At 48.6% G+C, this 15437-nt stretch carries 9 protein-coding genes; 7 read left to right on the top strand and 2 right to left on the bottom strand.

Annotated features, from left to right (window positions below; genetic code table 11):
- Window positions 1-173 precede the first annotated feature (173 nt).
- From NST94_RS14800 to NST94_RS14820, 5 genes are all read left to right on the top strand, one after another.
- Window positions 174-1106: a sugar ABC transporter permease gene (locus tag NST94_RS14800; RefSeq protein ID WP_197740348.1), complete on the top strand. Its 933-nt coding sequence runs from the start codon at window positions 174-176 to the stop codon at window positions 1104-1106.
- A gap of 5 nt (window positions 1107-1111) precedes the next feature.
- Window positions 1112-1996 carry a carbohydrate ABC transporter permease gene (locus NST94_RS14805; protein ID WP_280752975.1) on the top strand — a complete coding sequence of 295 codons (885 nt, stop codon included), beginning with the start codon at window positions 1112-1114 and terminating at the stop codon, window positions 1994-1996.
- 142 nt (window positions 1997-2138) lie between these two features.
- Entirely contained in the window at window positions 2139-3569 is a 1431-nt protein-coding gene (locus NST94_RS14810) for an extracellular solute-binding protein (protein WP_081383668.1), read from the top strand.
- A gap of 101 nt (window positions 3570-3670) precedes the next feature.
- Window positions 3671-6133 carry a hypothetical protein gene (locus tag NST94_RS14815; protein WP_280752976.1) on the top strand — a complete coding sequence of 821 codons (2463 nt, stop codon included), beginning with the start codon at window positions 3671-3673 and terminating at the stop codon, window positions 6131-6133.
- 60 nt (window positions 6134-6193) lie between these two features.
- Window positions 6194-7234, top strand: a complete 1041-nt coding sequence (locus NST94_RS14820; protein WP_280752977.1) for a hypothetical protein — start codon at window positions 6194-6196, stop codon at window positions 7232-7234.
- A 370-nt stretch (window positions 7235-7604) separates the two neighbouring features.
- Here NST94_RS14820 and NST94_RS14825 read toward each other — a convergent pair whose 3' ends face one another.
- Together NST94_RS14825 and NST94_RS14830 are read right to left on the bottom strand one after the other, a co-directional pair.
- Window positions 7605-9371 (bottom strand): sensor histidine kinase, encoded by a 1767-nt coding sequence (locus tag NST94_RS14825; protein ID WP_339282109.1) that lies wholly within the window; start codon window positions 9369-9371, stop codon window positions 7605-7607.
- Window positions 9364-10647, bottom strand: coding sequence for a response regulator (locus NST94_RS14830; protein WP_076309437.1), 1284 nt, complete (start codon window positions 10645-10647; stop codon window positions 9364-9366). Before NST94_RS14830 ends, NST94_RS14825 begins: the two co-directional genes overlap by 8 nt.
- 270 nt (window positions 10648-10917) lie before the next feature.
- Here NST94_RS14830 and NST94_RS14835 point away from each other — a divergent pair, with 270 nt between their 5' ends.
- Together NST94_RS14835 and NST94_RS14840 are read left to right on the top strand one after the other, a co-directional pair.
- The gene (locus tag NST94_RS14835) at window positions 10918-13092 is read left to right on the top strand and encodes an alpha-amylase family protein (protein ID WP_280752979.1); all 2175 of its coding nucleotides are present in this window, start codon (window positions 10918-10920) and stop codon (window positions 13090-13092) included.
- A gap of 63 nt (window positions 13093-13155) precedes the next feature.
- On the top strand, window positions 13156-15321 hold the full coding sequence (locus NST94_RS14840) for a GH92 family glycosyl hydrolase (RefSeq protein ID WP_280752980.1): 2166 nt from the start codon (window positions 13156-13158) through the stop codon (window positions 15319-15321).
- Window positions 15322-15437 lie beyond the last annotated feature (116 nt).

Below are 15437 nucleotides of genomic sequence, written 5' to 3' on the forward strand. Positions count from 1 at the left end.
CATTCCGGTGCGTGCACTGCTTTTTTTTGCCAACAAATAAGTAGCTTTACAAACGCTTTCGCAGGGTTACCGGATTTCGGCGCTCAGTAGGAAGCGCTATCATTTAGGTATAACAACTATACAACGCCTGACCGGATTAAAGCTTGATTCCGGGAGGAAGGAAGGACAGGAGCATGATTGGAAAAACCAGTGAACTAAATCCTTTAATGACAGAGAAAAAGAAAGGTTATCCTGTACGGCGTTTATTCAAAGATTGGTCATCCTGGATATTAATTGTACCCACACTGTTTGCCTTTTTCTTTTTTTCCTGGCAGCCGCTCGTGAAGGGCATTGTGCTCTCTTTTTTCAATACTGAGGGTTATAATGCCGTAAGTTTCGCCGGACTGCAGAATTACAAGGATGTTATACAGAACTCGGCGTTTCAACAGACATTGACCAACTCTTTTGTGTATGTGTTCTGGTCACTACTGATCGGTTTTGCCGTACCCATTATTGTCGCTGTCGTGATTAATGAATTGAGACATGGGAAGTCATTTTTTCGCTTTTCGGTCTTTTTTCCGAGTATGGTTCCCGGCATTGCCGCTTCGATGTTATGGATGTTTTTGTTTGAGCCCGGAAAGGGTGGCGTGCTGAATATTATGCTGAGTGCCATGGGATTTCCGGTGCAGCAATGGCTTCAGGATCCGCAAATGACGATAATGCTGATTATCTTCACGATTACCTGGCGAAATTTCGGGGGAACAGTGCTGCTTTATCTGGCAAGTCTACAGAGTATTAATCATGATCTGTACGAAGCAGCCTCGATTGACGGTGCGAATGTATGGCGGAGATTCAAAAGTATCACCATTCCGCAAATCTCTAGCATGATCGGACTGATGATGATTTTGCAGATCAGCGGTGTATTCCAGATCTTCAATGAACCCCTGGTAATGACTGAGGGTGGACCGAACAATGCCTCAATGACCTTGATGCTGCAAAGCTATTATTATGCGTTCCGGAGTTTTGAAGCAGGCCATTCAATGGCGCTCGGGGTTATTACTTTTCTAGTCCTGATGGTGCTTACCATTATTTATTTCCGGCTGGATAAGAAATTGAACAGGGAGTAGAAGCTATGAAAACTAAAGAAGCATATGGCATTATCGGCAATATAGAATACAGATCACCTTGGGTGCGCCTGCTGTATTGGTGCATGTTCAATCTGATGATTGTGCTGGCCGCTGTCTGTATTTTGCCTCCGGTCTGGATTATGGTCTCAAGTCTGAAGGACATCAAAGAGTTTTATGCAATCCCGCCCACCCTGATCCCCCGCTCGTTCAATGTTGGCAAGCTATGGGAGACCTGGCAGGAGTTTAACTTCCTCAGTTATTATCTGAATACGGCTTATCTGGCCGCAGGTTCTGTACTGTTCTGCCTTACTTTTAACGGACTGGCCGGATATTTCTTCTCCAAGCTAAAGCCGCGGGGCAGTGCCCTGCTGTTTGCCCTGATCGTGTGGACCATGATGGTGCCGAATACAGTGGGCATGGTGCCGCTGTTTAAGAATCTGATTGATTTTCCGCTGTTGCACTTGAACCTGACCAATACTTACTGGCCGATGTGGTTTATGGCTGCTGTGAATCCGGTGGTAATTCTGATCTTCAAAAACTTTTTCGATACCATCCCACAAGCGCTGCTGGAAGCAGCCAAAATTGACGGAGCGAGCACCATCGGTATTTTTATTCGAGTCATTCTCCCGCTCAGCGGACCAGTTATGGCTACAATTACAATCCTTACGATGAACAGTGTCTGGCAGGACTTCTTCTGGCCCTTTATGGTGCTGAAGGATAAATCGACCTGGTCGGTCATTGTGGCTATTTACAATCTGAAGGCGACATTGCCGCAGGACATACAGTTTATTGCGTTGACGTTTGCGATTCTGCCGCCGATTATCCTGTTTATTTTTTTCCAAAAGTACATTATGAACGGGCAATCCTTCGGCGGCAGTATTAAAGGGTAACATCACCCGATCACAAACCATTTCACAGTTTTGCCCCGTAGGGTGCTGCAGAAGGTGCATGTTAAGATGATTTCAGATTCAAAAAGAAAGCGCTTTACATGTTGCGAAGAATGCTTTAACAATAAGACTAGGGGGAATTACATTGAAAAAAGGACACACCAAGAACCTGACAGCTACACTGGCACTTACGCTGCTTTTTTCTGCCGGACTGGCTGGCTGCGGAGGCGGCTCCAATGAGAAGAATGCCGGAGGAAAGACGGAGACAGCGGGCAATCAACAGGTGACGATCAAGGTCAGTAACTGGCCAAAGCCGAATGAGGAAGCCAAAATCGCCCAGTATGAGCAGGTCATGGCGAAGATGAAAGCCAATTATCCGGAAATTATTGTGGACAAAGATGAATGGGGTTATGATGTCAGCTCATTCCTGCCAAAAGCGGCCAGCGGCCAGCTTCCGACGGTATACGAAACCTTTTTTACAGAAACAAGCAAAATCATCAAGGCAAATTACGCGGCTGACATAACGGATACGATGAAAAAATATGGCTACGACAAGGCGATCAATCCAGATCTGCTGAAAATGGTTACCAAGGACGACAAGTATTATGGGATTCCGAAGGACGGATACGTCATCGGTATGCTCTACAATATGAATCTTTTCAAGGAGGCTGGACTGCTGGACGACAAGGGGATTCCTAAATTTCCTAAAACATATGAAGAGCTAGCAGAAACTGCGCAGATTATTAAACAAAAGACCGGTAAAGCCGGAATGTTCTTGCCTACAAAAAGTGGTCAAGGCGGTTGGATGTTCATGAACATTGCCTGGGCATACGGAGCAGAATTTGAAAAACAGGTAGACGGGAAATGGCAGGCGGTGTTCAATTCGCCTGAAGCAGCAGCGGCCCTGCAATATGTGAAGGACTTAAAATGGAAATATGATGTACTGCCCGACAACAATCTGGTCGATGTTACGAACGATATGTTCCGCTTGTTCGGAACCGATCAGGTCGCTATGAGCTTCGGCACGAATGACTGGTCACCGGTCATCCAGCAACAGACTAAGATGTCCAAGGACAATGTGGCAATGTCCGCGCTTCCAGTAGGACCAATCGGGAAACCTGTAACCCTGCTCGGTGGCGGCCTATATATGTTCTCGCCTAATGTAACACCTGAGCAGATTGATGCCGGATTCAAATGGCTAAAAACCTACGGATTTACACCAGAGTCCTCTGAAGAGGCACTGACCGGTTGGGATATTGAGAAGAAGACACTGAGCGATCAAGGGCTGATCGTAGGGCCTTACGGGCTGCGGATTTGGACTGATGAGAAACGGATTGGAGAAGAACAAAAGATTCTCGACAAATACAACAACGTCAATCTGGATTTGTTCCGTGATTATATGGACAATGGCAGCAAAGGCATGCGGGCGGAAGAACCAGTCAACGCACAGGAATTGTACCAAAAGCTGGATATCGTACTGCAAACCGTACTGACGGACAAGAACGCAGATCCGCAACAGATCTTGGATAGGGCTGCCGAAGAATTCCAACGTGATTATCTCGATAAGGTTAAATAAAACGCAGACCAACGGCGACGTCGTCCTTCTGAAGGGCGGCGATGCCGTTTCTGCGTAGATTGCCTTAACTACATAAATGAGGTAAAGGAGATATGCATAACATGGCAGCAAAAGAATGGGGAGACTGGGGAGCACGCTGGATCTGGCCGCAGGAGGAGCAAGGATCAGCGGATAGGGAACAGCAGCACGAGCGTGCGTACTTTCGCAGAGTGTTCGAACTGCCAGCTGGTATCGGAAAGACCTGCACCCTGGATGTGGCCATTACCGCAGACAGCCGCTACAGGCTGTTCGTCAATGGGCAGCGTTTATGGGCCGGTCCTTGTAAAGGACATGGTCATATACAGTATTATGAAGAATTCAGTCTGGACAATGTTCTACAACCAGGTTTAAATGTGCTTGCTGTTATGGTCGTTCATTATGCAGGGACTACGCCCTTTGAACTGGGTGAAGACGGACCTTTGTCCGTCTGGCGCTCGCAAAAAGGCGGGCTGCTTGTGGAAGCGGCAGTTACACAAGGCGGGCAGCTAGTACAGGAGCTAAATACGGATAGCTCATGGAAAAGTATTAAGGATCGCAGCTATAAGCTCCAGCAGTTTCCGATCATACGCTGGATGGGTGGACTGGAAGAAGTGGAGGGTGACGCAGCGCTGCTGGATTGGACACTGCCCGAATATGATGACAGTGCCTGGCTTGCTAGCGGAATTGTGCAACCGGTGCGGGATGAATATGGCCAATTAACCCCTTGGCAGCTGGCCCGGCGTCCGATTCCGCTGTTGTATGAGCGGGGGCAATTTTTTCTGAAGCTGATGCGCAGCAGTAGCGGGGAAGGGCATGCCTTTTTTGAGGAAGGGCATAGTCTGGATCTGCGAAATGGAGATGGCGGCGCTTCACCCAACGCAGTACTGCCTTCCGCTGGAATAACAATAGAAGCAGGGCAACATTTTTGGTTGGAGTTGGATGCTGGCGAGCTAACCACAGGGTATTTGCAGCTTAGACTTCTTAGAGGCAAAGGTAGCCGGATTACCCTATTATGCGCTGAGTGTTATGAAGAAGAAACGGGGGATGATGAGATTCGCCGCAAAGCTGTCCGCGATAATACGAAGGAACATGTATTAAGAGGCGGTTACGATAGCTATCACCCGGCAGGTTACGGCATCTCTGCGCGTAAGGAAATCTACGAACCGTTCTGGTTCCGTACCTTCCGCTATGTACGGCTGGAAGTGCAGGCTGGTGTCGAGCCTCTAACGATTTCCAGCTTTAGCTATAGGGAGACCGGATATCCACTGCAGCCGGAAGGAAACTTTCACTGCTCCGATGAACAATATAACCAACTATGGGAGCTCAGTGTACGAACACTTCAGCGCTGCATGCATGAGACCTACGAGGATACTCCGTATTATGAACAGCTGCAGTATACCATGGATACCAAACTGATGATGGAGTTTACGTACCTATTATCAGGGGACGACCGGTTAGCGCGGAGAGCTATGGAAGATTATAAGGCCTCTCAGCTACCAAACGGGATGCTGCAAAGTCGCTATCCCTCAGTGCTGCCGCAGGTCATTCCTTCCTTCTCCCTATATTGGATCGGAATGATTCATGACCACTACAGATCCTTCGGGGATATGGCCTTGGTGAATCAGTACCGGTTAGCGCTGTTATCTGTGCTGGACTGGTTCGATCAACATCTGACTCCGGAGGGTCTGGTGGACAGAACGCCCCGCCAATATTGGAATTACTTCGATTGGGTGGAGGAATGGCCGCTCGGCGCACCGGATTGTACGGATGATGCACCCGCAACCGTACTGAGCCTGATGTATGCGGCCGCGCTGGAGCAAGCGGCTGAATTGCTTGCAGCCAGCGGTTGGACACAGATTGCTGGTGAACTGCGTCAACGCAAAGCGGCGGTCAACGCTGCGGTAATGGATTGCTGCCGGCTAACGAACAGTCTGCTGTTCCGCGACAGTCCGGAGGCAACTGCGGGAACGCAGCATAGCCAGCACACGCAGGTCTGGGCGGTTTTGGCGGGCACAGTGGATGTTGTAGAAGGGGCGGCACTGCTGGAGTCAACGTTAACAGACACATCACTGGCTAAGCTTTCGTTGCCGATGAGCTACTATCTATTCCGCGCGCTAGAGAAATGCGGAATGTATGACCGCTCGTTCGGACTATGGACACGGTGGTTGAAGCAGTTGGAGCTTAATCTCACTACACTTCCAGAAATAGATTCAACCGGCACCAGAAGTGACTGCCACGCATGGAGCGCACTGCCGATCACTGAGTTCACCAGAGGGATATTGGGTGTCCAACAAGGAATAGAGGGAATAACTATAAAGCCCCACTATGGAGAACTGCGGCAGGCCAGCGGAACCGTAAGTACAAGTATCGGCCCAATAAACATCAAATGGGAGATCCGTTCAGTAACAGGACAGGAGATCTTCCACATGAAAGCTTTTTGGCAAGCCGGATCGGCAATTACAATAATTCTGCCTAATCATGAAGTGCATGAGACAGATGAGGGTTCCTTTTACAAGGAGATCGACATTAGTCACCTTAGCTGTTAGTCTGATTTCAGTTGATTTTGTTTTCATGATTCATACACCGGAGGGGGATGGGGAAGTCATATGTTCAGATCGTTCGGCCGCAATATCCGCCTAGTCCTGGTGTTGTTCATTACTGTCTATATTGTCGCTTCGAGCTTCATTCTGTACCGTACTATGGAGCATAGAAGCCTTGACATGCTGCGGCAGCTATCCGTTCAGTACACTGGCCAGCAGCATAAGAACACACTTCTGTTCATGAACTGGCTGGAGGAGACCTCGAAGCTTATATCCAACAACCAGGTGGTGCAGAATGCGCTGAAAAAACCAACATATGACGGGGCAATCTCTCCGATACTTGAGGGCATACGTTCTTCCAGTAGTGACATTCTCGGCATTTACATTTGGGGAGAAGCAGGGGGAACTTACTCCTCGAGCAATGTTTCCGGGTTGCTGCCCTTTGCAGAGATCAAAAAAGAACCAGGGATGGAACAATTTCTAAATAACCGAGAGCAGGCTTTGCGCTGGACGGTGCTGAACCGGGAGCATCTAATGAATGCACCTTCGGATCTGCGCGACCGTCTGTTGCTTGAAGTAAAAATTAAGGGTTCGATGGGAGACGTCCTCGGTCTGCTCTCGCTCGAAGTGGAGATTGACAAGCTTTACAGCTTCTACCTATCTGGCGAGAATACAATCTACGGGGGAAATGAAGTTTACCTACTGACCGGAAACAGGAAGCTATTGAGTGCTGCCGATGTCCCGAAGGAGCGCCTGCAGGAGATCAAAGCAGCACTAGTTACTTCGGAAAAAGCTACCTTGCCTGAGCCTGTGACACAGGGTATCGATCAAAATAGTACAGGCAGAGGTGATGCAGATCTGCTGGAGCGGGAAACGGCTGACGGCCTGATTTTGCTCTATCCACTACCGGAATCGGCAGAGCGGATTGTCACCTATATCTCAGCAGATGGCATGAATGCAGAGCTGCGAACGTTTAAGTATTTAATGCTCGCCCTGAACCTCGTAGTGTTCATAGTGTTCTGGCTGCTGATCTCAGTGCTTAGCGGCAGTATAGTTAATCCACTGAAGCAGTTGTACCTGAAGATTAATTCAACAATGAAAGACTAAGATAAGATGGAGTCTGAATCATGAAAATCGCTAACCGAAGTGTATTTCATACATCTAGCTTGGGCAATAAACGGATGAAGTAAGATATAGTTGTATTCAGTACACTTATTATTCGGAAAGTTAGTTGCTGCCAACAGAATTGGAACGTATAGATGTACCAAATACATTTAAACTTCTGCTCGCTGCAAAAAAAGGGTGCTTTAGCTGTATTAAATACAACTAAAGCACCTATAATTCTCGAAAGTATCTTTAATTTGCCACTACTCAGAATAAAACAAGAAATCGTTTTTTTAAGCAAAGTAGAAGTCCCGCTTACCCACTCAAAAAGGTTCGATTTCTTTGTTATGTCCGCATTTATAAACTAAATTCGCTAATTGGGCAGTTCCTTCTTCAAGTTGATCGTAACCGTGGTGCCTTGCCCCGGCGTGCTGGAGATACTTAAACCATATTGAGGACCATATTCAAGTTTAATTCGTTCGTCCACATTTCTTAGTCCATACCCGCTCTGAAACAACACATCTTCCTTGGCTTGGCTAAGCGTCGCACCGTTGGAAAATCCCACCCCGTCATCAGTCACTGTGAAGCGAATCTCATCTGCCACTAATTCGCCTTTAATCCAGATTCGGCCCATCCCGCGTTTCTCGCTGATGCCGTGTTTGATCGCATTCTCTGCAATAGGCTGAAGAATCAGCTTCAGAATGCGAACCTTGCGCAGCGATTCCTCAATCTCGTATTCAATCTCGAACTTATCCGGAAACCTCATTTGCTCAACTGTCACAAAACTCTGCACCAAGCGGATTTCTTCGTCCACGGTCACGAACTTGTCGCCTTTATGCAGGCTGATTCGAAAAAAGGTAGCTAATGAAGAAATCAGCCGTTCGATATCGGGCTGCTTCTTCAGTCGGGCAATCCAGGCAATTGCATCCAGTGTGTTGTAGAGAAAATGGGGATTGATCTGTGATTGAAGTGCGGTCAGCTCAGCTTTCCGTTGCTTTTCTTTCTCCTCATCTTTCTCCAGCATTAATTGGCTGATCCGCTCCACCATCTGATAGTAGCTGTACTCAAGCTGAAAAATCTCATCAACCTGACCGCGCTGTTCATAAACAGCGGCCAGATCTTTTTTGCCAAACAGGCTCAGCTTCTTCTTCAAGTTCAGCAGTGGACGGGTGATTTTGGCTGCCAGATAGAAGGAAAAAATCAGCAGCACAATAAAGGTAACGCTGGCGAACAGAAGCGCATTTTGATTGCCTTTGGCGATTCCCGAGAGCAGTTTGTGATTGGAAATCACACTGGTGAATTCCCAGCTGACCCCAAGTGTCTCCAACCGGGGATTCAAAGGATAAGTAGCAATGATGTAGGAATTTCCGTTATCTGACCAGGTACGATAGCCTTCTTTTTTACCTGGGCGAAGAGGGGCGTTTTCCTCCAAAAAATTGCCCAAGAGCCGTTTGTCGGGGTGAGAAATAATCCGATTGTCGGAAGTCAGGAAGGAGTAGCCGATGCCAGTGAAGCTGGAGGAATACAGGTCCGCCAAAGCAGCCTCCCTGACATAAATGATCACGACCCCGATATTTTGTCCAGTATTGAAATTGCGGAACTGCTGGCCGAATGGAATATACGCATTGCCTTCTCCATCCCGTTTGATCTCACCGACAACAGGCATGCTGCTCTCCTGAATGCGTTTGATGAACAGGGCTTCAGGCACCTCCAGCATCTGCTCCTTAGACTGGTAAGAATAAAGCATATTATCGTTGGTGCTGATAATCACGTTACCCACCAGGTCGTTCTGGGCCAGCATACCGTCGATGATAGCTCCGATTCGCGATTCCTTATCAGCTGACGGCAGGGAATCATTATTGATGATTTGGTAGATATCACTGTTCACCAGAAACCGCAGAAACAACATTTGAATGTCATCGACCATGAGCTCCACGCTAAGCCCAATTTGGCGCTGAGTCTGAACGACATGGCGGTACAGATCCTTTTGCAGGTAGGTATAGGAATAAAAATTGAAAATAACGAGCATCAGCACCAGATGCAGAGACAGTCCTGCTAACAGAACAACAACAATCCGGCTTTTGATCTTGAACCGCCTCATCCAGGAATCCATCCGGTTGGCTAGTCTCCGCTTACCCATAGGTTTTTGCATATTCACTCGGCGGGATGCCCGTCATTTTTTTGAAGATCTGGCTAAAGTATTTGGAGTCGGTGAAGCCGACCTGATTGCCAACCTCGTACACCCGATACTTCGGATTGCGCAGCATACGTTTGGCCTCCTCGATACGGTATTCCGTCAGACATTCGTAAAAGGTTTTGTTCAGATCTTTACGGAACAGATGCATCAAATGGGTTGGACTGACGAAGACCGCCGCAGCAACCATCTCAACGGTAATGTTTCCGGCATAGTGCTCCCGGATAAAAGCGAGTGCGTCCCTGATTTCGCGCCGGCACCGAGCTCCAGCCTCTTCTTCAGCATACAGCACACGTTCTATGCCAGAAAGGGCACGCTGCGCAGCAAGTACAGCCTGCCGGTATGAATCTACGATCCCGTTCCATTCTCCCGCAGGTTTACCTATGCCGACGCTTAAGGCCTGGCCGAAGTGCTGTTGGCTCCATTCAGATAGTTGTTTGCCCAATTTTCGTGCAGAATCTCCGGCCAGCTCTGGTTCCCCGGTCCGAAGGATCATAACCCACTCCAGATGGCTGTCCCGGAATAGACACAGTTGCTCAAAAGAATGCGCTTCCAGAATAGTCGCCGCTGCATCCTCCAGCGCTTTGCCTACAGTATTTCCTTGAAGGCCGTTATCAGGAGGAAAGGTAATGGACAGCGGTAGGATAGCTTTTCCAGGTTCCAATTGCAGTTCCAGTAATTTTATCTTATTTGAAATAAACTCTTCGTCATGCAGTTGGTCATGCAGCAAATCCTGCCAGAACTGCTTGGAGATCGAGGCCATTTCCTCATTAAGCTGTGAATACCGCTTGGAGAGTTGCTTTTTGCCAAGGATTTCATCCCCGACGCTTCGAACTGTATTTGCAAGTTCTTCTATATTAATGGGCTTTAGCAAATAGGTGGAGGCGCCATAACGCAAAGCAGCCTGCGCATATTGAAATTCGTCATAACCGCTGAGCACGACAATCCCTACGAGCATGTCCTGTTCCCGTATTTTTTCGATGAGCTCAAGACCGTTCATATACGGCATACGAATATCGGTAATGATCACATCTGGACGGTGCTGTAGGGCAAGCTCCAATCCTTCCTCGCCATTGCTGGCTTCTCCTATGATCTCGACGTTGTATTCTGCCCAGTCTATGGTCTGGGTGATGCCCATGCGGACCAGATATTCGTCATCCACTACAAGCGCTTTCAACATTGGCTTCACCTCGAAGTAGTTTCTAATATGTCTTACAGCCATTATAAACATGAAACCTCTTAAAGAGGAGGTATAATTTCTGAGGTTGTCAGGATCGCAAACGATTTCGCAGTATGTTCCCCGGTGACTCTGCGCAGTGACTGCCACGTAGCGTAAGGATCAAACATTTCAACAGCTTCGCAAACCGTTTCATAGGATTCCATCCTAACTTTTGCAAAATCCACTGTGATAGACTTTAAGCGTAAAAGAGCAGTAAGCGCTTTTATAAACATAGAGAGATCGAAATTGAACGTTGTAGGAGGAGTACACTAGATGCAAGATTCATTTATTCCATTTGGGTTTCAATATTACCGTTCCCCGACCCCCTTCCGTGATCAATGGGAACAAGACCTAAGCAATATTGCCGGACAGGGCTTCAATTGTGTGAAATATTGGGTACAATGGCGCGCGAGTGTGTCCAAAGAAGGGACCTATCATTTCGATGATATTCAGGAGCTAATGGATATTGCGCAGAGGAATGGTTTGAAGGTCATTTTGAATGTAATTTTCGACGTGGCGCCGGCCTGGTTCTATAAAAAATATCCTGATTCCAAAATGATTACAGCGGACGGTTCCATTCTGGAACCAAGGGCGATTAACTGCCGCCAGATCGGCGGAGCGCCGGGGCCCTGTTATCATCATGCAGCTGCCGCCGAAGAAAAGGCAAAGTTTCTGGCGGAGACGGTGAAGACTTTTAAGGATCATCCGGCGCTCTGGGTCTGGGATTTATGGAATGAGCCTGAACTAACCACAGGAATCAAGCGCAAGCTGTCTTTTGACAACCAGGTGTGTTATTGCGAGCAATCGCTGTGGGTGTTCCAAGAATGGCTAAAAAATAAATATGTTACTTTGGAAGCTCTCAATGAATCATGGCAGCGGACTTACGGAAGCTGGGAGGAAGTAGAGGCACCGCGTGGACAAGGCGTATTTAATGATCTGGTGGACTGGCGCCTGTTCATGTCCGGTACTTTAACGGATGAGCTGCGGAGCCGGGTAGATATAGTGAAGTCACTGGATCTTTTGCATCCTGTTATGGCCCACACTGTGCCCGCCCCTATCTTTAATATGATTACAGCGGGTTCGGACGACTTCAAGCTGGCTGAGCCCTGTGACTTGACAGGCAATAGCCTTGGGTCCTCGGCCTGGTCTGCTGATCTACTGATCTCTGCCGCCAAAGGTAAACCCATTATCAATTCGGAGATTCATGCTTTGCCAGGCAATACTGCAATGAAGCCGCGTCAGCCGGACCTGCGGGAAATGAAACGGCATATTCTGACCCCGCTCGCTCGTGGCATCACGGGATATTTGTTCTGGCAGTACAGACCAGAGATATTGGGACAGGAGGCCCCTGCATGGGGCAGTGTATATTTGGACGGAAGTCCAACCCCATGGTACAAGGATATGGCTCATCTAAATAAGCTGGTGCAAAACAATAAGCAAGAGCTGATGCATGCAAAACGGCGCGGAGACGGGATTGCCATTCTGTTCAGTCCGCAGAACCAGGTTGCTAACTTTGCGGCACATGATCATCTGGACACCTACAACGATTCCTTACAAGGCGCCCATAAACTACTGCATGAGCTCAATTATAAAGTTGAATTTCTGCATGAGACGGATGTTAACGAGAAGACACTGGAGCAATACCACTGCTTGTGGATGCCCTATCCTCTATATTTGAACCGCAAACTGTGTGACATCCTACGCGAGTGGGTGGAAAAGGGCGGGATCTTGATTTCGGAATGCTCGTTCGGTGCACTTCAGGCAGAGAATGGCTGCCACAGCTATACGGTGCCCGGTTATGGATTTGACCAGGTGTTCGGGGTCCGTGAGACTTGGATTCATTCCGCTGAGAACCTGGATCACAGCTATCATCAGGTTGCGTTCGAATCACGGACAGCGATTCCGTTGCGGAATGTTATGGAGCACAGCAAGGCGGAGGAATCGGCAGCAGACGATACGGCGCACGGATCCTATTACAAATCGGATATCGAGCTGGAAAGCCATGTGAAGGTACTGGCTGAATTTGCCGAGGACCGCATGCCTGTGTTGACTACCGCCGCTTATGGCAACGGGCGTGCCGTATGGTTCGGTACCTTGCTTGCGGCTGCCTACTGGCAGGATGGACATCCCGGAACGCTTCAGCTGGTGCGGGATCTATTACAGAAGGAACTAAAGCTGCAGCCGTATGTACAAGCAAGCGGCGGTGTCCGCGCGGATCTCTCCGAGTGGGAAGGTGAGCAGGACCGAGGGGCATTTCTTTATGTTCATAATGAAGGGGATATGGCGGTTAAGGCTGACGTTACGCTGGGTATTGTTTATACTTCTGTCGAACCGTGGTTTGATGATGGCAGCGCTGAAATTCAACCAATGAATCTATTGAAACCCACAACTACAAAACTGACTGTGCGGGTGGAAGCTGGAGATGTTCAAGTATTCCGATTATCTTAACCGGTATCAGTAAAGAGCGGAGAATATAGAGCCGGTGAAAACTGGCTAAAGGAGTGTATCTATTTGGGTTGGTTAGATTATGTAAATCCATTACAGGGGACGGAGTCAGATTTCCGGTATTCACATGGCAATACACTGCCACTTACAGCGATGCCATTTGGTATGGCGGCTTGGTGCCCGCAAACCTATGAAGCAGGTGGAACCTGGTTCTTCCACCCGCGCCATCGCCACCTAGAGGGCATCCGGCTGACCCATCAGCCCAGCCCGTGGATCGGAGATTATGGGCATCTGATCCTGTTGCCGCAGACAGGTCCACTGCTCCTCAGTCCCGGTTCACGTTCTTCTTCCTTCAAAACGGAAGAGATGCAAGTGTCCCCTCACTATTTCGATGTGTTTCTTCAACGTTACCGCACCCGGCTTGAGCTGACTCCAACCGAACGTTGTGCAGCGATAAGAATAACTTTCGCTGAGAGGCAGCAGAACAGGCTTATTATAGCACCTCTGAAAGGTGAGTCACATCTCACCTTCCAGCCGGATAAACGTAGAATCACCGGCTACACAAGAGGCCATACCGCCGGGGTGCCCGATAATTTCGCGATGTATTTCGTGTTCCAGTTCGATAGGGATTTTCACATGGAGGAGTCGGGAATCTTTAACGGAGATTATCAGCCACTGGGGACCCATGAAGGGACTGGCGAACGACTGGGCGCTTATGTAGGAATAGCTGCACCGGAATCTGGCATAGTGGGAGTGAAGTGCGGGACTTCCTTTATTAGCGGAGAGCAGGCGCTGCTTAATCTGAACCGAGAGATTGGGGAAGACGGCTTCGGAGAGATCTTGAATAGAGCAGAGGCAAGCTGGGAAGAACGGTTGGGGCGCATTGTTGCTGAAAGCGCAGATGAAGAGAACCTCCGCACCTTTTACAGCTGCATGTACCGAATCTGCCTGTTCCCGAGAACGTGGCATGAATATAACGAGCAGAACGAGAAAATCCATTACAGCCCTTTTAATGGCAGCATCTGCCAGGGTCCAATGTATTCGGATATCGGGCTGTGGGATGTATACCGAACCAGCCTTCCTTTATACAGTATCTTATTCCCATCTTTATTGGGTGAGATTATGCAGGCGTGGACATTGGCATACAAGGAGAGCGGCTGGCTGCCAAAGTGGCTGTCACCAGGGGAGCGCAGTGCCATGCCAGGCACACTGATTGATGCCGCAGCTGCGGATGCCGTGGTTAAGGGCATCGGCGGATTTGATACAGAGGTACTGTATGAAGGTCTTCTGAAGCATGCAGATCGTCCATCAGTGGACGAGAAGCTGGGCAGAAGGGGCCTTGAATTGTACTTGCAGCAGGGTTATCTGCCGCATGACCGTTTCCATGAAAGTGTAAGCAACACGTTGGATTATGTATACGGAGATTTCTGTATTGCGCAGATTGCCAAAACACTTGGCAAAATGGATGATTATGAGCGTTTTATGGCTCGGGCACAGAATTATAAGCTGCTGTTTGATCCAACAGTTGGGTTTATGAGAGGTCGCAATGAGGACGGTACTTGGCAGGAAGCATTTGATCCTCTGGAGTGGGGTAATCCGTTTTGTGAAGGCGGGGCTTGGCAGGGGAGCTGGGCTGTGCCCCACGACTTCCCGGGACTAGCCGGGCTGATGGGCGGTGAAGAGGCTTTTGTCCAGCGTCTGGATCAGTTGATGGCTGAGGAACCTGTATTTAAAGTGGGATCCTATGGTTTGGAAATACACGAAATGTCGGAAATGGCCTCCGCCGATCTGGGGCAGTTTGCCATCAGCAATCAGCCGAGCTTCCACATTCCTTATATATTTGCCAGACTCGGTGTGCTGTGCAAAACGCAGTATTGGGTCCGCAAAACCATGGCCGAACTGTTCAGCAGCCAGATGGATGGTTTACCCGGCGACGAAGATAACGGCAGCATGGGTGCTTGGTTTATTTGGAGCGCCATCGGCCTGTACCCGTTAAGTCCCGGAATTCCTGAATATGTGCTCGGCAGCCCGCTTTTTGATAAGGTAACTATTCAGCTTGAAAATGGGCAGCAATGGATCATTGAAGCAGAGAACAACAGCCCCGCCAATGTGTACAGCAAATCGGTCCACTGGAACGGATCGCTATGGGAGCACCACTCTCTGTCACATGACGAGATTGTCAAAGGTGGAGTCTTGAATTTCTGTATGTTTTCGGGCACAGATCAGTCTTAAGAACAATGCAAAGCAGTCTGGAAAATTCCGGACTGCCTTTGTTTTTATTAGATGATTTTACAATCAAAAAAAATTGAGGAACACACTGAATCAGTGATGAATGCAAATCGACTTTT

Origin of the sequence: Paenibacillus sp. FSL H8-0282, assembly GCF_037963825.1 — a bacterium.
Classification (GTDB): Bacteria; Bacillota; Bacilli; order Paenibacillales; family Paenibacillaceae; genus Paenibacillus_AQ; species Paenibacillus_AQ odorifer.

Bases quoted from the DNA above. Each gene is read 5' to 3' on its own strand.
- NST94_RS14800 (WP_197740348.1), top strand. From the start codon at position 174: ATGATTGGAAAAACCAGTGAACTAAATCCTTTAATGACAGAGAAAAAG.
- NST94_RS14805 (WP_280752975.1), top strand. From the start codon at position 1,112: ATGAAAACTAAAGAAGCATATGGCATTATCGGCAATATAGAATACAGA.
- NST94_RS14815 (WP_280752976.1), top strand. From the start codon at position 3,671: ATGGCAGCAAAAGAATGGGGAGACTGGGGAGCACGCTGGATCTGGCCG.
- NST94_RS14820 (WP_280752977.1), top strand. From the start codon at position 6,194: ATGTTCAGATCGTTCGGCCGCAATATCCGCCTAGTCCTGGTGTTGTTC.
- NST94_RS14825 (WP_339282109.1), bottom strand. From the start codon at position 9,371: ATGGGTAAGCGGAGACTAGCCAACCGGATGGATTCCTGGATGAGGCGG.
- NST94_RS14830 (WP_076309437.1), bottom strand. From the start codon at position 10,647: ATGGCTGTAAGACATATTAGAAACTACTTCGAGGTGAAGCCAATGTTG.
- NST94_RS14835 (WP_280752979.1), top strand. From the start codon at position 10,918: ATGCAAGATTCATTTATTCCATTTGGGTTTCAATATTACCGTTCCCCG.